The sequence below is a fragment of the Rhizobium sp. S152 genome, assembly GCF_030380735.1.
GTDB lineage: Bacteria > Pseudomonadota > Alphaproteobacteria > Rhizobiales > Rhizobiaceae > Rhizobium.
Map to the genome: position 1 here is coordinate 504278 of NZ_JAUDRZ010000026.1, position 18660 is coordinate 522937.

Annotated in this window: 14 protein-coding genes; 6 read left to right on the forward strand and 8 right to left on the reverse strand. The window is 56.3% G+C overall.

The genetic code is table 11. The features are described 5' to 3' along the window. Positions 1-37: 37 nt before the first annotated feature. A complete protein-coding gene (locus tag QTL95_RS21625; RefSeq protein WP_289721966.1) occupies positions 38-2824 on the forward strand; it encodes an ATP-binding protein in 2787 nt (928 codons plus the stop codon). A gap of 4 nt (positions 2825-2828) precedes the next feature. Here the strand turns inward: QTL95_RS21625 and QTL95_RS21630 are convergent, their stop codons facing one another. The 5 genes from QTL95_RS21630 to QTL95_RS21650 all read right to left on the reverse strand — a co-directional run bounded on the left by QTL95_RS21630 (position 2829) and on the right by QTL95_RS21650 (position 6824). Next, positions 2829-3728 (reverse strand): LysR family transcriptional regulator, encoded by a 900-nt coding sequence (locus tag QTL95_RS21630; protein ID WP_289721967.1) that lies wholly within the window; start codon positions 3726-3728, stop codon positions 2829-2831. Between the two features lie 102 nt (positions 3729-3830). Next, positions 3831-4580 carry an SDR family oxidoreductase gene (locus QTL95_RS21635; protein WP_289721968.1) on the reverse strand — a complete coding sequence of 250 codons (750 nt, stop codon included), beginning with the start codon at positions 4578-4580 and terminating at the stop codon, positions 3831-3833. A gap of 97 nt (positions 4581-4677) precedes the next feature. Next, positions 4678-5109, reverse strand: coding sequence for a hypothetical protein (locus QTL95_RS21640; RefSeq protein WP_289721969.1), 432 nt, complete (start codon positions 5107-5109; stop codon positions 4678-4680). Between the two features lie 78 nt (positions 5110-5187). Continuing rightward, positions 5188-5787 carry an NADPH-dependent F420 reductase gene (locus QTL95_RS21645; RefSeq protein ID WP_289721970.1) on the reverse strand — a complete coding sequence of 200 codons (600 nt, stop codon included), beginning with the start codon at positions 5785-5787 and terminating at the stop codon, positions 5188-5190. Between the two features lie 14 nt (positions 5788-5801). After that, positions 5802-6824 carry an alcohol dehydrogenase catalytic domain-containing protein gene (locus QTL95_RS21650; RefSeq protein WP_289721971.1) on the reverse strand — a complete coding sequence of 341 codons (1023 nt, stop codon included), beginning with the start codon at positions 6822-6824 and terminating at the stop codon, positions 5802-5804. 94 nt (positions 6825-6918) lie between these two features. On the opposite strand from QTL95_RS21650, the gene QTL95_RS21655 reads away from it, so the two are divergent. Further along, complete coding sequence (locus QTL95_RS21655; RefSeq protein WP_289721972.1) at positions 6919-7548, forward strand: TetR/AcrR family transcriptional regulator; 630 nt, start codon at positions 6919-6921, stop codon at positions 7546-7548. 7 nt (positions 7549-7555) lie between these two features. Here QTL95_RS21655 and QTL95_RS21660 read toward each other — a convergent pair whose 3' ends face one another. After that, positions 7556-8320, reverse strand: coding sequence for an alpha/beta fold hydrolase (locus QTL95_RS21660; protein WP_442981341.1), 765 nt, complete (start codon positions 8318-8320; stop codon positions 7556-7558). A 194-nt stretch (positions 8321-8514) separates the two neighbouring features. On the opposite strand from QTL95_RS21660, the gene QTL95_RS21665 reads away from it, so the two are divergent. Both QTL95_RS21665 and QTL95_RS21670 read left to right on the forward strand, forming a co-directional pair. Next, positions 8515-9099 (forward strand): TetR/AcrR family transcriptional regulator, encoded by a 585-nt coding sequence (locus QTL95_RS21665; protein ID WP_289721973.1) that lies wholly within the window; start codon positions 8515-8517, stop codon positions 9097-9099. 238 nt (positions 9100-9337) lie between these two features. Then, positions 9338-12127 (forward strand): DUF1217 domain-containing protein, encoded by a 2790-nt coding sequence (locus QTL95_RS21670; RefSeq protein WP_289721974.1) that lies wholly within the window; start codon positions 9338-9340, stop codon positions 12125-12127. A gap of 62 nt (positions 12128-12189) precedes the next feature. On the opposite strand, the gene QTL95_RS21675 is transcribed toward QTL95_RS21670, so the two are convergent. Next, on the reverse strand, positions 12190-14760 hold the full coding sequence (locus tag QTL95_RS21675) for a patatin-like phospholipase family protein (RefSeq protein WP_289721975.1): 2571 nt from the start codon (positions 14758-14760) through the stop codon (positions 12190-12192). Between the two features lie 200 nt (positions 14761-14960). On the opposite strand from QTL95_RS21675, the gene QTL95_RS21680 reads away from it, so the two are divergent. Continuing rightward, complete coding sequence (locus QTL95_RS21680) at positions 14961-15506, forward strand: hypothetical protein (RefSeq protein WP_289721976.1); 546 nt, start codon at positions 14961-14963, stop codon at positions 15504-15506. A gap of 91 nt (positions 15507-15597) precedes the next feature. On the opposite strand, the gene QTL95_RS21685 is transcribed toward QTL95_RS21680, so the two are convergent. Further along, positions 15598-17451: a peptidoglycan-binding domain-containing protein gene (locus QTL95_RS21685; RefSeq protein ID WP_289721977.1), complete on the reverse strand. Its 1854-nt coding sequence runs from the start codon at positions 17449-17451 to the stop codon at positions 15598-15600. Positions 17452-18022: 571 nt separating this feature from the next. Between QTL95_RS21685 and QTL95_RS21690 the strand changes: the two genes are divergently transcribed. Continuing rightward, a complete protein-coding gene (locus QTL95_RS21690) occupies positions 18023-18643 on the forward strand; it encodes a glutathione S-transferase family protein (protein ID WP_289721978.1) in 621 nt (206 codons plus the stop codon). The last annotated feature ends 17 nt before the right edge of the window (positions 18644-18660 follow it).

The window sequence follows — 18660 nt, forward strand, 5'->3', positions numbered from 1 at the left end:
TGTTCCGACTGAACCAAAACTACGCATCCATCGGAGCATGGCCTTGGGATATCATGAGTTCGGAGCGTTCCGGATTTTCATAGATCAGCGACGGCTGACGCTACATGGTCAGGACGTGCGAATAGGTGGACGGACTTACGACGTTCTCTTGGCTCTTGTTGAGCGCCATGGTCAGATCGTCTCGCGCGAGGAGCTTGGAAAGGCAGTTTGGCCCAACACCCACGTGGTCGACAGTGCCTTGCGGTTTCAAATCAACTCCGTTCGGACGATTCTCAGCCAGGGTTACGGCCGCGACTATATTTCAAGCGTGGCCGGTCGCGGCTACTGCTTCACGGCCGAGGTCAATTCGGTGACGGCGGAAGAGAGCGCTCCCGTCCGGCACACCCCGACTGTGATACTCAAGCAAATCCAAATGGTCGGACGTGAGGACGACCATCGACGGATCGCCGCGAGTATAGAAGAGAGCCGTCTGGTGACAATCGTCGGCCCTGGTGGAATTGGTAAGACGTCGATAGCGGTATCGACCATCTCTCGGATGTCGGCGGCACAGCGTGGCGCGGCAGATTTCGTGGACTTCTCCGCCGTCGCAGATGGCACTCTTGTAGCAACTGCACTCGCGTCCGCACTCGGTTTGGCCGTCTTCAGCGGCAACCCCATCCCCGGTATCGTCGCGCATCTGTGTGGAAAGCCGCGGCTGTTGGTCTGGGACAACTGCGAACATGTCATTGACAACGTGGCCGAACTAGCCGAGCGCCTACTTGGCGATGTACCGAATGTCACGATCCTAGCCACAAGTCGCGAGCCAATGAGGGTGGACGGAGAGCACGTCTACCGCCTCGCCCCATTATCTTATCCATCTCGCCCGGACCCAAGTGGCGCGTTTCTCGAGTACGATGCCGTCAGTCTCTTCGTCGCCCGGACGAAACGTGACAACATCGATTGGAACGACGTGCACAATAGAGGCTCGGCGCTGGAAATCTGCAGGTCACTGGAAGGCATTCCACTGGCAATCGAATTAGCGGCAACGCGCGTTTCCGATCTAGGTCTTCCTACCGTCGCCCGGCTCCTCGGGCATTCGCTGTCCATTCTCACGAAAAACACAAAGACCGCGCCAGACCGACATCAAACCATGCGACAGGCGTTGGATTGGAGTTACGAAACCCTGTCCACGCGCGAGGCCGACGCACTACGCAGGATGTCAGTCTTCAGCGGTGGCTTTACACGAGACGCCGCTTTTGCGGTCGCCGGAGGCGATTACGAGGGCCCGGTCTTCTGCACCAGTCTCTCCGATCTGATTTACAAATCGTTGGTGTCCGTGGATGTGACATGTGAGCCCGAACTTTATCGGTTGCAGCAGATCACCCGCGAGTATGGACAAGACAAGCTGCCCGAGGCCGAGCGGCAAGAACTGCGTAGGAGACATTACTCTTACGCGCGGGAGATCGCAGGGACCGCCGAGGCCGATCTGGGTGCACTTCGTCCGAACGCATGGCGTGAGAAATACTCCCATTTCATCAATGACGTCCGTGCTGCGCTTGATTGGGCTTTTTCCGCGCGGGAGATGTCGGCCCACGCTATACGTTTGACGGCAGAATCCAGCGCGCTTTGGATGGAGCTAGGGGTGTTGGCAGAATACCGGAAGTATCTGGATTCGGCAGTCAGGTTGATTGAGACGGCGGCAGTGGACGCCGATGTAGAGATGAAGATCATGGCAACGTACGGCATGGTATCCCACCACACCGAGGGTGCGACCGACCGGACCCGCGCTGCCATGAGGCGAGCCCTTGATCTCGCTGATGAGCTTGATAACCTTCCGTATCAGCAACGAGCGATCACGGGGATAGCATCAGAGCGGCTGACGGGCGGCTTTTACAAGCAGGGCTTGGAGTGGGCGCGGGAGTTCGAGCGCAGATTTTCCGTGAACAATCCGGGCCTATGCGGCAGGGTTTTGGGACACTCCCTTCATCATAATGGGCTGTTCGAGGAGTCAAAACTCCAAGTCCAACAGGCCTATCGAAAAAGCACACCCAACGTGGTCGCAATTCAAAACAGTGGCGTCCAGTACGACGAGCGGTTGGTGCTTGGCACAATCCTGTCGAGAAACCTCTGGATACAGGGGTATCCCGATCAAAGTCTCACCATCGTTCGTGAATGCATCGATCACGCGGTCACCATCGACCATTCAACGTCGATCGGGATGGCTTTTTCAACGTCTTATGTTCCGCTGTCCCTTATAATGGGTGACTTGGAGCTCGCTGCCTATGCCAACTCGATATTGCTGGACAGTGTGACGCGTCAGTCCCTACCCTTCTGGCGAGCCGCGGCTCAGTTTTACCAGCTGGCCATCGATGCCAGGAATGGGTCAAGGTCAAACGACTACCACAACGACGCCGATCGGGTAACCGCACACCTCGGCGGGCCGCTACTGGAAGTCGCCGCGATGGCCGGCGACGATCTCACCACGCAATCAATGCTGAGCAGAGCGGAAAGCGGTAGCGCTGAATGGTGCCGACCCGAAATTATTAGAATGAGGGGCGAACGCCGAAAGGTAGAGGACAAGACTGCGGCCGAGGCGCTCTTCAAACAAGCGATCGATATGGCCACAGGCATGGGTGCCCGGTCTTTCAAACTGAGAGCGGAAACCAGCCTTGCAAAGCTGCTCTTGGGCTCGGCGCGCGAAGCGGAAGGGCTTAGCCGATTGGCCGCGATATACGACAATTTCGACGAGGGCTTCTCGACGAGAGACCTTGCCATTGCGGATCGCGTCCTTCGTGACATTGGTCGGGCGAACCCGTCAACCCCGCGAAATCCCGTCGTTGCTTGATCGTTTAAAGCTCGCGGAGCGACCGCATTTCCTTGACGAGAAACTCGGTGAACGCCTTCGCCGCGGGTTTCGCTGACTGGCTGCTAGGATAGAGCGCGTGGATGTCGATTTCGCCCAAGCTCCAGTCGGGCAATAGGCGGACCAATCTACCTTCTGAAAGAAACGGTTGGAACGAGATCAGGCTACCGACCGCCATCCCTACCCCCGCAAGCGCGGCATTCACCGCCACTTCGCTGGAGCTTATGGCAAGCCGACCGCGGAGCTTGACCGGGATTTCTTCGCCATCCCTGGTGAAAGTCCAGGTAGCGCCGAGCGGTCCTGCGACGATGGCGTTATGCTCGACCAATTCGGATGGCGTAGCCGGATCGCCATGGAGCATGATGTAGTCCGGTGACGCCACCAGCAGAAGCGGCCATCGGCCTAGCCTGCGGGCGACCGCACTCGAATCCGTCAGCCTCCCCGAGCGAAGCGCAACATCGACCCCCTCTCCGATCAGGTCTTGGCGTTTATCATCGATGACGAGGTCGACCGAGATGGCTGAAAATTCCTGCGTGAACTTGCTCAACAACGGGACAAGGACCCGTGATGCAAGGCTTGAAGAAGAGCCGACCCGTACAGACCCTCGGATTCCGCCGCCGCTTCGAACCGAGTTGTCGGCCTCCTCCAGCGCGTCGAGGATTGGCAGCACCCTATCGAGATACTCGCGACCAACCTCCGTAAGTGTCACCGCTCGGGTCGTTCGAGTGAGCAGTGTGGTACCGAGCTCATGTTCTAGGTTAGCGATAATTCTCGAAGCCGTCGGCTGCGAGAGGTTGAGCTCTTTAGCCGCGCGTGAAAAGCTCCCGGCCCGGGCCACACGGACGAACAAGCGAAGAGCGTGAAGCTGATCATTCATTTCCACCATGTATAACTAGCTCCCCGAAGCAGATTGCCCGACACTGCAAGCACAAATGAAGATGCCGACGTTTCCGCCGGCATCCAGTTTCTTGGTGGTGAGCGAAGCCGCTTAGACCTGTGCCCAACCGCCGTCGACGGTCAATTCGATACCGCTGACGTAGCTGCTGTCGTCCGATGCCAGGAACAGCGCCGCGGTAGCGATTTCTTCGCTCTGACCGACGCGGCCGAGCGGGACCTGCGTGACGACGTGTGCATTGATGCCGTCAACCGTTTCCTGGCTAAGACCGGACTTCACCATGATATCGGTGGCGATATGGCCCGGCGCGAGAGCGTTGACGCGGATACCGCGGTCCTTGAGGTCGGTCGTCAGCGTCCGGGCGAGCGAACGTAGGGCAGCCTTCGTCGCAGAATAGACGCTGAACGCCGGGAGGCCCTTGGAGCCAGCGATCGACGTGTTGATGATGATCGAGCCGCCCTTGGAGATCAGGGGCAGAAGCTTCTGGATCGTGAAATAGGTGCCCTTGAAGTTAGTGTCGACGGTCTTGTCGAACGCTTCCTCGGTTACATGGTCGATCGGAACCAGCACGCCACCGCCGGCATTCGCGAAAACGATATCGACGCGGCCGTACTTGGCTTCGATATGGTCGCGGAGACGATCGAGGTCAGCGAGCTTCGAGATGTCGCCCTGAACCGCGTCGGCGTTCTCGCCGATCAACTTCTTGGCCTCGGCAAGGTCCTTTTCGCCGCGCCCGGTGATGATAACCTTAGCGCCTTCCTTGGCATAAAGCTGTGCCGTCGCGAGGCCCATGCCCGTGCTACCGCCGGTAACCAGAGCGATCTTTCCATTCAGCTTAGTCATCGAACTTTCCCTTCATTTCCGCGCTCGGCGGTGGTTGTTACGATTGATAGATGACGATGGCGCAGCGTGGTCGGAAGTGGCCGACGCCGCATAAGAATTATTCGCGAGATGGAATAATCGAGGGTTCCGCAGCGCTTGGCTGACGCTGGAGCTGATGCTCTTCGACGTGCTTTCTGAAGATATGGAAAGGTCGGTTCATCTCGGGAAATTCCTCGAGAACGACGATCGAAGTCCCATCCGCAAAGTCGATTTCAAAAACAGCCGGAGGGAGGCTGGAGGGTTCGACGATTGTGCCCGCAGGTCCTGCCGCTACGGGGACTACCTGAATGCTGTGGCCGACTAGATAGGCATTAACGTCGGCAGGGCTCCACTCACAGGCCGCCGCGAGCTCGGAGGCCTCGAAGTACCGTCCGCCAGACTTCGAAATGATCTCGACGCCGCGGAGCCGATGCACGTTCGGGCCCCAGAAGGTCCAGTATGTGTCCCAGAGAACGCTTCCCTGCACATCACCTCTCAGGATGATCGCCATGAAAAGGCCTTTCCGTTTGCAAAGCGCCCGGCTTCGAAACCGACCAGCGCTTCGACGCCTATCGAGCGTTTCTGATGGCTAGGCGACGAGGAAATCACGCCCGGCCAATGGGCCGCCAGGCTGCTGTAGACGTCCGCCGACCTTCAGGCCGCCCAGGTCGACCGCGACGAACCCGAAGGTTTCGATCAGCTTGGCGATTGTGTCCTTTGGCTCGGCATGGTCGCCTGAAACAAACAGCACGCGAGTTCCGCCGGGCCTCTTGGCACCTTCCTCGAAGCGGCTGATGTAGATCGAGTTGAACGCCTTTACGACTTTGGCGCTGGGAGCTAGCTGCGCGACGATCTCGCTCGCGCTTTCCTCGCCGAGGTCGGCCAAGACCAGAGTGGGCTCGATCTGGGTAAACGGGTTCGTCGTATCGACCAGCGTGCGGCCTTCCCAGTCATCGATCTGGGACAGTGCGGCACCGACCTGAAGCCACGGCACCGAGAGGAAAACAATCTCCTGGCGGGCGGCTTCTTGGATTGAGCCGAGGGTCAATCCGCTCCCCGGTCCGGAAATGTCGTCGATCGCCTTGGTGCGACCGCTTCGATTACTCAGGACCACTTCGTGTCCGTTTGCCAGGCATTGCTTAGCGATCGCCAGTGCCACGGCACCAGCGCCAATCATTCCAATTTTCATTGTCTCAGTCCTAGTTAGTTTGAACGGAAGTCCAACAGGACAGTCCCTGTCCTGGTCGCCGACGTCGATGCGGCCATCGCCTCTTCGATCCTGTCGGGCGTGTAGATGCCACCCACTGGGAAATCCTGCGGAAAGTCTGCAGCGAGTTTGAGCGCCGTTTGAATGTCGGAGCGTCTCGTCTCCTCATCGAGAGCGCCCCATGTCCCGACGGTTATGCCCACGATCTTTTGCGAGCGAGGTACGATCAAACGGATGTCCGTGCCTTCGCCGCCCAGAGAGCCATAATTGACGATCGTGCCGCCCTCCGCGACAACACGTGAAAGCTCCTCGAAAGCCGGGCCTCCAACGCCGTCGACGCCGACAAATACGTCGCGACCGCCGATCGCGGTCTCAAGGTCTTCGCGAAAATCGGGAGCTTGCGTTGCAACGACTGCGACGTCGGGCAGTTCGGCCTTCAGCTTCTCAGCGCTCGACACGCTGCGGACAATCCTTATGGGGCGAACACCGCCCAAGAGAAGCAGGCGCGTCACCAGGCGGCCAACAGCCGATGCAGCCCCGGTCTGGACCACCGTCACGTCCTCGAGCTTGTCTGAAGGCACAGCGTTGTGGCCTGTTCGCAAGATAATCATCGCGGTTGCCGTATTGATCAGCATTTGAGCGGCAACTTCGTCTTCGATCTCAGGCGGAACTCGGACCAACGAAGAAGCGGGAACCACGAGGGAATCCCGCCATGTGCCATTTGCAGGAAAGAACGCGACCCGATCTCCGACCTCGAAGCCGTCGGTGTCAGCCCCCAGCTTCTCAATCCATCCGACCCCTTCGAAGCCAGGTATCCGGCCACCTTGCGGAATATTGGGAGGATTTGTGCCGAACGCCGTCGATCCGGCTATGCCCAAAAGGTCTCCTTGATGGATCGGAGCAAACTTCACCCTGACGAGAGCCTCGCCCGCACCAACGGAGGTCGGTGCGTCGTCGCCTTGCACCACAGTCAGGACGGTAACCGCATCGCCGTGTGCTTCGTGAATTATCTTCCGCATGCCAATCTCCGATGACCCGAATTATATTTGGAGCAATCACTCCAATATGCTATTCATACTCCACTACCCACACTCGTCAAGGATTTTTGGAGCGATGACACCAGAATTGGAAAGCCAGCCGAAGCGCGGCAAGGGGCGACCCAAGTCATTTCAAAGGGATGAGGCGCTAAAAGCTGCAATGAAACTTTTCTGGGATCGCGGCTATGAGGGGACCTCTTTCGACGACCTCATTACAGCGATGAACATTAGCGCTTCGAGCTTCTCGAACTCGTTCAAGAACAAAGAGGCCCTTTATCGGGAAGCCACGGACGCGTATCTGGCAGCCTCGGGCGAGTGGTTTCTCGGTATCCTCACTGGTGAGCCGGAGGTGGCGACCGCATTCAAAAAGCTCTTCGAAACCACTGCCGTCGAGTTCACCAGGGCCGACCTCCCCGCAGGCTGCATGATTTCCCTCGCGGGAACTCACCTTCCCCCGAGCCTGTCACCAGTGCGGGACATGATGGCCCAGCATCGGGCGGTTTCGGAAAGCGCTATGCTCGAACGTCTCAAGCGAGGTGTTGCGGACGGCCAGATTGCACCCGGCACGGACATCGAATCCCTTGCGGCTTTCTTCAACGCTTTAGCTAGAGGCATGGCGGTCAAGGCTCGCGATGGTGCCGACCGCGATCACCTCTTGAAAATCGCTGGCGTAGCTATGAAATCGTTTCCGTCTGCTAGGGCTTGACGGCCGATCACTGGCCTGCGGCTGCTGTCGAGGCCTTCTCGATCAGCTTGGTGACCGTTTCGGGATGCGAGACCATTACCACATGGGACCCACCCTTAACGACGACGGTCTGCTTTGACTTAGCCCGCTCGGCCATCCATGCCAAAGCCTTGGGCGGGATGTTCTTATCTGCATCGCCATATACGAACCATGACGGGATGCCTTTCCACGCCGGATCGCCGGACTTCTCTTCCAGAGCGCCCTGCGTCACGGGGCGCTGAGCGATCGCCATGAGCTTGGCCTTGGCTGCCGGCACATCCGCGGCGAACTGATCGTGAAACTTGCTCTGGTCGATATAGAGGTCCTGCCCACCAGAAGCCAACTTCACGGGCGGGGACAGCGCAGTTCCAAGCGTACCGCCGGGGAATTTTCCGGACAGCGAAATGCCACTCTCTCCGGCATCCGGCGCGAAAGCTGCAACGAAGACGAGCGCTTTTACGTTCGTGGCCCCATTTGCAGCGTTCGTAATGACTTCACCTCCATAGGAATGCCCCACAAGCACCACAGGTCCTTTCACCGACTTCACAATGTCGGAGACGAAGGCGGCGTCACCAGAAAGGCTTCGAAGCGGGTTTGCGGCCGAGATAACGGTATATCCGTCTCCAGTCAGTGTCTTGGCCACGCCGTCCCAACTGGTGGAGTCGGCAAATGCGCCGTGCACGAGAATGACGGTTGGCTTGTCTGCCGCCAGAGCGGGCCCGACCAAAGCAACCGATGCTGCAAACATCGCTATGGCTACAAAAGACTTCATCTCACGACCTCCAGATCGATATCATTTCCACGGACTATAGGTCCGATCGACGTGTGGTTTCTTGGATGTTTCGACCATCCCATGCGCCGGCCGAATAACAGTGGAGCCGCCGCACCTATTCTTGCGTGACTGTAATCCCGGGATTATATCAGTCCAATGAATAAATGGAGGTGTCCTTGGGGCGACCACGCGAGTTCGATCCTGAAGAAGCCCTCGAAGTGGTGATGCGAATCTTCTGGCAGCGTGGCTACGAAGCGACGTCGCTCAACGACCTCACCGATGCGCTGAAAATCACCAAGACCAGCCTGTATCATGCGTTTGGGAAGAAGGATGCGCTCTTCGGCAAGGCGTTTGATCGCTACCGCAACACGTTGCTTTCCTTCATTGACCCCGCCTTGGAGAGCGCGACGTCTCTCGAGGTCGTGTCGACCCTCCTCCACGGCTTTGCCGACGTCAACACGAAACCGGGAACTCCAACTGGCTGCCTCGTGACCAACGCGGCGATCGTTGGATCGGAGGAAGCCGAGCCGGTGAGGCTCGACCTCATTCGTGGCCGCGTTCATCTCGAAGCGAAACTTACTCAACGCCTTGAACGAGCCAAGGCAGAGGGAGACCTCCCCGCGGACGCCGACCCGTCGGCATTGGCCAGCATGGTGATGATCTTCTCACATGGCATGAGCATACAGGCGTCGTCAGGGGCAAGCCGAGAAGGTCTTCATGCCGCTGTAGATCAGTTATTGGCCAGTTGGCCCCGCGCGTGAGTTCATGCGCCAGCAGGGTGTGATCTGCCAGGGTACGCCATCTTCCTCCAAACTCGCCCAACGTTTGACTGTCATTTCAGATTTGACAAAAACTGGATTCTGTTCCCCTCAGGACAATATTTTGACGACTCAGGCACGATATTGTACCAAGAGGAACAAATTATGTGGGTTTGGCGCGCGAATTATCGAGTCGCCATGACCTTCGCCGAACTCGAAATCCAGCCTGTAGGAGCATGCAATGATCTCGTCGTCCATAGGCTACGCGCTGATCGCAAAAAGCATGCAGGCCGCACTGGAGCGTGTTGCGTCGGAGCAGTCCGTGAAGCGGGACGCCGAGTACTACAAGGGGCACATCAACGAAATCAAAGACGTCGACGGACTGCTAGCCGATCAGAAACTCTACAGCTACGCGATGGACGCTTACGGCCTGAGTGACATGACATACGCGAAAGCCTTCATGAAGAAGGTCCTCGAAAGCGACCTCACCGATCCCAATAGTTTCGCCAACAAGCTGTCCGATTCCCGGTACAAAACCTTCGCGGCGGCTTTCAACTTCCATTCGCCGGCCGCCCAAGCGCAGACCGCCGCCCAGGAAGACCAACTGATCGGGCTCTACAACCAGTCGTTCCAAGACAGCGGCAAATCGGCCAACGCAGAGGCTGCGTACTTCAAGTCGGCGATGCGCTACGTTCACAACGTCAACGATCTGCTCAACAAGCCACGCCTGAAGGACTTTGTGATGGACACGTTCGGTATAGACGGCAGTCATGCCTCGCGCGCGTTCTTGAAAAGCGTTCTCACCAGCGACGTCAACGATCCCAACAGCTTCGTGAACACACAATCGAACGCGAAATATAAGGAGATGGCGTCATTCTTCAGTTTCGGCCCAGATGGCGACACATCCGGTACACCGCTCCCGGCTCAGACTGCCACACAGCGAGCCGATCTAGTCAGCAAAGCCACGGTGAATGGCAAATCGTACTTCCTTGCAAAAATCCAGACGATCGGAAACGTCGACGAGCTGCTGTCGGACCGTAAGATGAACGACTTCGTTCGCGCGACGTACGGTGTAGCGACAACTGTTTCCGACAGCGATCTCAAGGCTTACCTCACAGACCCAAAGGTCGCCGCTGAAAAGGGCTTCAAGCCTCTGAACGTGTCTTTCAGCTTCAAACCGGACGGCACCGTTAACGGTAGCGCCCAGACGAGCACCCAGTCGGCGGACACGTCCGCGCGGTTCGACAAAGCTACAGCTTACTTTTCACGACGTATGGAGACGATAACTGGCGTAGACGACCTCTCCACCGACTCGGCTCTCGCCACGTATATCAAACTGGCATTCGCGGTGCCTCGCACCATGAAAACAGAAGATTTCTCGAAGATGCTCACCGATCCCGACTACGCGGCTTCGATTGGCGCGCCGTCCGCGCCATCAAGTTTCAACTTCAACAAGGATGGTTCCTTGGTCGGCACGGCACAGACGTTGGAGCAAAAAAACGGGATAGTCGAAAACTACACCCTTGGCTCGCTGCATAAGGTCGTAGACTACGATGACGCGCCAGGAGAGCCTTCCGACGTCTATTACGTCACTTCGACCGCCGCCAATTACAATAAGGCTCATTTCGAGCAGACGATAAAATCGATCAGCAACATTGACCAGCTGATGAGTGACGACCGCATGGTGTCGTATATCAAAGCAGCCTTCAGCCTCGGAAAACACGGGTACGGCGCAGGCATCGCCGACGGTATGAGCGGTTACACAGTCAGGCAGGTCCTAGTGAATCCCAAACTTGCCGCCCAACTCGGCGTGTCCGATCTTCACGACGCTTTTAACTTCAATGCGGATGGGTCAGTCTCGTCGGCCGCGGGGGCGCAAAGCGATACTCAACTCGAGGAAACATCTGTTCGATACATGGCCCGATACCAAGACGAAGCCAAAAGCTTCATCAAGGACATCACTACTAACTACAAAAAGCGGGTCGTCGCTGACGCCTCGAAAATCCAAGATATCGGCGATCTGTTGAAAACCAACCGGGCGGCGGATATCGACAAGAAAAACGATGACCTTCCCGACGTCTACCACGTTGCCTTGCAGGCTTTCGGGCTGACGGAAGCAGAGGTCCCCAAATCGGTGGTTCGCAAACTGCTGGAAAGCGATGCGTATGCTGCCAAGGGCTACGTGGCGTCGTTCAAAGACCAGCGTATTACCAATTTCGCGCGTGCCTTCAATTTCAACAAAGACGGCAGCGTCGGCCAGCGGCTCACCGCCCTTTCAGCAGCATCGGTGACAAAATACGCCTCGAGCTTCAAAACCCAGGCTACGTTGTTCATGACCGAGGGGCCGACGAGAGACAAGGCATCGAAGGATGCGGTGAAGAGTGCAGAAGAGTTTGCGAAGGGGATGGACAAGGTCACGTCGCTTGATGACCTGTTGGCCAATGCCAAGCTCACCGGTTTCATCCTCAAATCCGTGGGGCTAGAGCCCAAGGATTATTCGAAGGATACGCTCAAGAAGATATTCACTTCTGACCCGAGCAATCCGAAAAGCTTTCTGAACACGAAGGCGGACGGGAAGTTCAAGGAAATCGTTGCGGACTTCAACTTCGACACGAAGGGAAAGCTAACTCGAGCCAAGCTGGGTGCCATCCAGGACCAAGGTGCCCTTGATCGTACGCAACGGGCGTACGTGCAGCAGAAAATGGAGACGCAACAGGGTGAGACGAACGACGGGACGCGGTTGGCGCTGTATTTTGCGCGGAAGGCTCCCCAGATCACGTCGCTTTATTCGATCCTCGGTGACAAGGCCCTCTTCCAAGTGGTTGCGACAGCATTCAACCTGCCAGCACAGATGGCGGGAATTCCGCCCGAAAAGCAGGTGAAGGTACTCGCGAGGTTTATTGACCCGAAAGACCTCGGCGATGCCAAGAAGGTCGACAAGCTGCTGCGGCGGTTCACTGCCATGTATGACGCTAAGAACACCCCGACACCGTCGCCGGCGTTGCAAATTCTGGGAAAGCCCGCACGCTAGCTTCCACTCACGGGGAAGAGATTGGCCCGAGCATTTTCACTAATCTTACCGCTCGCGATCCGTCAGGCCGATGCAGCACGCCCCGCTTCTTTTTCTTTCCAATATTCTTGATATCTTGGAAAGATGTTTCCTGGCAGCGCAAAATTTTCCGTCAGTTTAAGTGCATCAATAGCATCTTTTGCGCTCTTTCTGCCGAGGTCACGGTAAGCCTCAAACTGTGTAGGCTCGAAAAACTGATCAATGGTGCTCTGGTGAGGAAACGCTGGATTGGAAGCGCGATATCCGTCTGTTGCAAAATCTAATCCGGCCATCATTGTAGCTTTGATGTAAACAATGACGCCGACTTTTTTGTCCGGGTAGCGAATTTCGCCGACAATAAACGGAGACTTAGCAATTTTCACACCGGCCGGGTATTGCCTGCTTTCCTGTCCGATAAGGAGAGCCGGGCCGATGCTGTCCTCAAAGTGAATTACGACACCAAAGTCCTCCTTAACCCTGCTCACGGCGGACACGAGCGATGAGAGGCTAATTGTTTCGTCTTGCTCAGCATCAACTACCATCGCGAGGGACACCTTGCGCCGGACAAGCTCGTAAAGCCCAAGGTTTTCAAAATGGCCGCCATCTGACAACTCTAAGAACCGAGAGCCGCGATTATAGCCTTTACCAAAGATACCCGATGCAAGGCCTGGACGAAGGTAGGTGGCTGATCGTTGCCTCCAGAATGACCGACTTTCACCAGCGTTAGGATTTCCGACCCACAGGCCGAGCCGTAAGTTAAAAAAAGACATAACAGCTGATATGAGGCTCGTCCGCGTCAATCCCGTTCCGATATACCCGGCATGAGCGTTGGCAGCAGCACCAGAGGCCGCCATCGCGCTGGCGACACTGAGAGAACCATGTCTTTCGACGTAGCTCTCCGTCCTCATCCATCCGGTAGCTTGCGAGCCGACGAAAGCACCCGAAATGCAAAAATTGTCACCACCTCGAACACTGATCTTCGCGACTTCGTCATTGTTCAATATGACGTGTGTGTTGATGATATGATACGGACGGCGACCGAGATCGCTCGGTCCATCCCACATTTCAGTGACTGAGAGACTGTCAGCGATGGTGGTTTTTCCGGCAACCCCAGCCTCAATCCTCGACACCATTGGCATGAACGTTTCCATCAACCTATCGCGATAAAAGCGATGTAGACCTATCGAGTTTATGCTGCTGAATAGCCCCAAAGCTAGCGCAAGAAAGAACAAGCAATTACAAACAACCACGAGATAGGTGTCTAACGATGGCGCTCGGACCAATTCTTGGCCAACAATTAGCGAACCCACGAGCAATGTCGCGATAAACAAAGCCGCACTTGTGATACCGAAAATCTGGCCTGCAAGACTTGGGTTCACACTCTTGGCCTTGAGATAGTAACCGTAGAGTGCGGCGACTATCCCACTCATCAACGAAATGAGAGCGATCAACGAGTTGGGAAGGATCAAATGACCGAACTCTAGGGCGGTGTCTTGTGGAGTCCGTTGAAGGTGTTCGACCAACTCTGGTGCCAACCCAATTAAAAGTGACAGTGATGAAAGTGGCAGGAACAAGCTCGAGAAGCGTTCAAAAAGTCGTCTCAAAACGTATGCCGGATTCGCTCCAGCGAGAGGCATAAAAGCGCCACCGATGGAGCCAAGGGCAAAAGCGTATAGGCCAAAAATCGCGGAGCCACTCAAGCCTTGCAGGTTAGCTAGTTGAGCCGACAGATAAGACGCTAGAACTATCGCCAGACTCCCCGCACCGATCCACAATATCGAACTAACGATTTTAAAGGGGGCCGTTCGACCGGACCGACGCTCTGGCGCACGCGTCAGAGCTAGGAAAACCACACCGAGAAAGAACAGCGAGCCTAGAACGCCCGCGTACCAAAGGAATAGGGTGAACAAAGGATGCTCGTACTTATTGAGAAACGGGCAATCCCAGCTTGTCTTGATCCATCTATCTATGGTGGCGATACCCATAAAGCTTGCAATCAGTAACGGTATCCAAACTAGCAGGCTTATCATGATGGTCCGGACGAGGGCCACGAACAAACCAGCGAGCCCTATTCCGTCGCCGGATGTTAGATAGGAACCGTGATTCCGCAGAAACTCCAAATTCTTGGCAGCCATTTCACGGACTGACAGATGCTCGTAGAAGTTTTTCGACCCTACCCATTCCTCTGCATTTTTCCGCTGAACGACTTTGTTGAGGCTTTTTATTGCGCTCTCGTCCTTCCAATCTATTTCCTGGAAAGGAAAATCATCCGAACCGGAGCCAAAGGCTTTTAGCCCCGGACGAGCTAGCCGCTCCTTGGCGAGCCGTACGGAAGACCAAAACCATGTTAGCGATGTCCCAATGTATCCACCACCAGACACGGTTGAAAGAAAATGAAAGCGATTGAGAAGACCTTCGGCCGCGAGCGTCTGCAGCACACCCAGCGCTACGATTCCTGATTTGATTCCGCCGCCTGAAAGCGAAATCCCTGAAAGGTCAGCCGGCACCTCCTTGTCACCCCAGATGGCTTTCCTCTCTTCGCGGAGCATCTCAAATTGATCGTGGAACAGAGCAGTTTCGCTTGTCGGTTGACCCGTCATTTCGACCAAACCCAATTCTGCTCTTTTTCCCGGAAGAGGCCGCGCCTCTCGAGGTCATTGATGCGGACAAAGCGTCCTGGTGAGACCATCAGATTGAAGCGGACGCATGCTAGCCCAGCACCGTCAACTGTATACTTCTTCACATCAACCTGACGATCCGAGATAGGTTGAGAGGCATATGCCGGGCTGATCCCGAGCCACGTCAGAAGCTGATTATGCTGGCCGGATTCGACTACCTTGGGATCAAACGAAAACTGGGAGCGATTGCTAGTCCAATGGCCGCCGTAAGGTATATCGGCACGAGCGTCGTTCGAAAATTTGCAGCCCTTCCTCGCAGCATACTTGATATGGAACTCCTCGATGGACTTGTAGTCTTGATCCTTGTTCCGAGTCTTGAAGCCATAGTCGTGATATCGGTCATAAACGTACGACGAGACTTTTCTGTCGAAATACCTGAGCTCGGTCTCACACTTGTCGACGTTCGGAGAGGAGTTGCGGTGGAGAGTGGTGTTTTCGGTATCGCCATCCCGATCTACAAGCGCGAGGTCGTAACCACTCTTGATGACCACCAGGCCTCGCCGCGGAGTCTTAGCATCCTCGTCACTGACCACATAAGTGAAGAAGACGCGACGACCCTGGAGGCGAACGTAATCTTGGAGATCGCCTTTGACGGTCCGCCATTCTTTGCCTACCGAGAAAAGCCAGGCCCCATCCTTCCGCAAGCTGGAAGGAACATCGTCACAGGCCGCATGCACCGATGACGCACCGATCGAACTGATCGCTGCGGCGGCTACTAAAGCTCGTAGAATGCGCATAAGACCCTCCTTCGGTCGATCAATCAATTGGCGTTCGCTAGGTAGCGGGAGCCAGTCCACCTGCCACTTTTCGCAGTCCACCAAACAGAGAACTGAAACCATTCGTCGCGCCAAAGAGCCCCGTGAGCGCAGGGATTAATGTCGCTAGCGTTCCTGCAGCGGTGGGGATCGCGCCAAGTCCGAAGGGCGTGCCAATCACGCCAATGGCCTGCAAGATTGAGGTAACCGCGATCCCAACGACGCTCAGCTGAACGCTTGGACGCGAGATAGCGGGCTGCAAAGCCTTTTGTGGGCTGTCGGTCTTTGGAGAAGCTCCTTCGACCGACTGCGTCGTGCCGGCGACCCTTTTGTAGAGCAACGGGAGAAGCAACTGCACAAGATCGGGCTCCTCCGCCTCTTTATCGGCGGACTTGGGCTTCCCGTCTCCCGCCCCTTCTGACAACAGGCTTCTCAGCAAGCTAGCTGAATCTGACCCCCTGTTGCTTAAAGCTGCCTGCAGCAGAACTGTGAGCAGGACCCTCGTAACGTCACTTGTATCGATGTCAGAATTCGCAATCCCAGTCATTGGCTTTTCCCCTCCTTGCAGAAGCCGAACTAGCAGCGAAAGTGCTGTGTTCTCCGGCTGACGTTCTGCTTTGGTATCGTTGGGCTGTTGAACCTCGTTGGCACCTGCCACGAGTGAGATATCGAGCGCGGCCGCGGTCTCAGGCCCGACCTCGCCGTCAACGACCAAACCATTTAGCTGCTGGAATTCAGTAACGGCTCGCTGGGTCTGCTTGGTGAAGCGTCCGTCGATGGGCCCTGGGTCCAGCTGGTTCTTTACGAGCGCGGCCTCGATTGCCGAAACTACGGTTTGATCCATGTTTGCGGCATTCAACGCGTAGATGCGCGAAGGCGGCAGCACTTTGACGTCGCCAGCCTCTTCGTATTCGATGCCGGGTATCAAGATACCGACGTCCCATTGCCGACCGCTTACAACGTCCGCTACGACACCGTAACGCCTTCCCTTTGCCTCGACCGTCCCGCCTTTGCCGTCGCAGATGGCGATGTGACCCATCTTTCCGGGTCCTGGCGGATAACGCAGTACGATGCCACCCACCGTTGAAGCCGCCTCCTCAACCGAGACTCGGACACCCAACGTCTGCGCGTCGTGCCGCCAAGCTCCCGTATATGCTTCCGCCACGCTCGGGTCGCTCGTGTCATCGGTGCAGCCATATAGAAGCTGCGCCTCTTGATAGACCACCCAGGAAACGAACTCCGCGCAGTCCCACGGCCCGTTCCAATCGGCTCTATCTTTCGGCACCAACACGTTCTGATAGGGTTGGCCGATGTGTTCCCTCGCCCGCTTGAGCAGGCCTGCTCCCGTCTTCGACCCCGCCACGACTTGAATTTCCACGTCCGGTTTACGGCCGTCCAAGTAGGCGTCGGCGCTCCCAGCCTGGAACATGTCATGAGACTGGTGCCACTGCGTCTCGGTAAGATTGTTTCCTTTCCCTGACTCTCGTCCGGCAATCGCCTTGAGGAAATCGATGGCCTGTTTTGGGTCTTCAAGTACGCCTGCTGTCAAAATGCGATCGGGGTCGTATCCGGGAACTCCAAACCCGTTGGCACCCGTCCACTTCTTGCCCGCACTCCCGATGCTCATCCCGACGTAGTTGCGCGAGAGAAGATCAAAGTTCGCGGCAGCGCCGTTGACCGGCGACGGAAAGCGCGAGATTTTGTGGCCACCGCCGATCTTCCCGTATCCTAGCTGACCAAAGCGAGCAGCCGCGGCGCTCGGGTACTGCGCACCGGGATTACAATATCGGAACGATGCCGGATCACTACCGGTGACATCTAGGCGCGTGTTTGCAGTAGCCGGGTCAGTTGACCGGCCAATAGCTAGAACCATTGTCGCCTCCTAAGGGCGATGATTGCGATGAACAAATTCGGATTGAGCGCGGCGAAATTCTGCAAAACCACGCAGATTTCAACTAAGCGCTGTATACACTCTAAAGCCGATTTCGTGACATTTATCAATCTAAAGTAATTTTGCAGTCAAGAGCAAAGTAACAGGTTCGTGATTTAGTTTAACACTATGAGCATTGAACCACGAAAACCATCATCCGAATGAGGTATTATTTAGCGGTCTCCGAGGTATTTCATCCCGAAACGGCACAAAAGACTGATATACCCATAGACCCCTCAATTCATGTCGCGCGGCTTCGCTTTTACTAAATTTTGTATTGGAGCGGGTTGCAAACGCGCGGCGGTATAGCAAGATTTCATCCAAGCCAGCGCGCTGCACGGTAGGCCATGATCCGCCGAGCAGAAAGATCGACTTTGACGTCGCGGGACAATATTGTACCAACATGAACAAAATGCTCGAATGTTGGAAATGGTCTCAACATTCGGTCGAATAATTCAAGACATGGGGAGCGTCTGCCGCTCTGCTGTCCGAAATGTCGAGCGGGACTATTTGAATGAATGAAAAAGTGACGCTGTATGGAGCGAAAACCGGAAACTGTTTGCGGGCGGCGATCGCGCTCGAAGAGGCCGGTGTCCAGTATGAGACCAGGCACGTCGACCTCAAGTCCGCGGAGCACAAAACGTCAGAATTCGCGCGTCTTAACCCGATCGGCAAAGTTCCAGTTCTGACGGTCGAAGCGCCGCGCCGCGAGCCGTTGGTGCTCACCCAATCAAATGCGATCATGATGTGGGCCGCCGAGCGATCGAACGGTGTGCTGTTGCCGCAGGCCTCGGATAACGCGCGCGCCCGGGTGATCGAGCGACTATTCTTCTTCATAACCGACGTCATCGCTCCGAGCCACGCCAGTTTTGCCCTCGTCGGCGAAGACCAGCGCAAGGCCATGCGGTTGCTGGACGACAAGGCGATGCAGGCAATCCATCACAGCGAGCGCTTCGTCGCTGAAACAACGTATATGGCCGGGAACACCTTTTCGATAACCGACATCGCGGCGGTCACAATGATCTTGTCCGTTCGGTCGCGGATCAATTGGCCCGACTTGCCTGCATTATCGAGGTGGCTGGCACTGGTGCTGGGTCGGCCCGGGGTCGACTGCGGAATGAGAGCGTTCGATTAGAGACGAAAGCGGCTGGC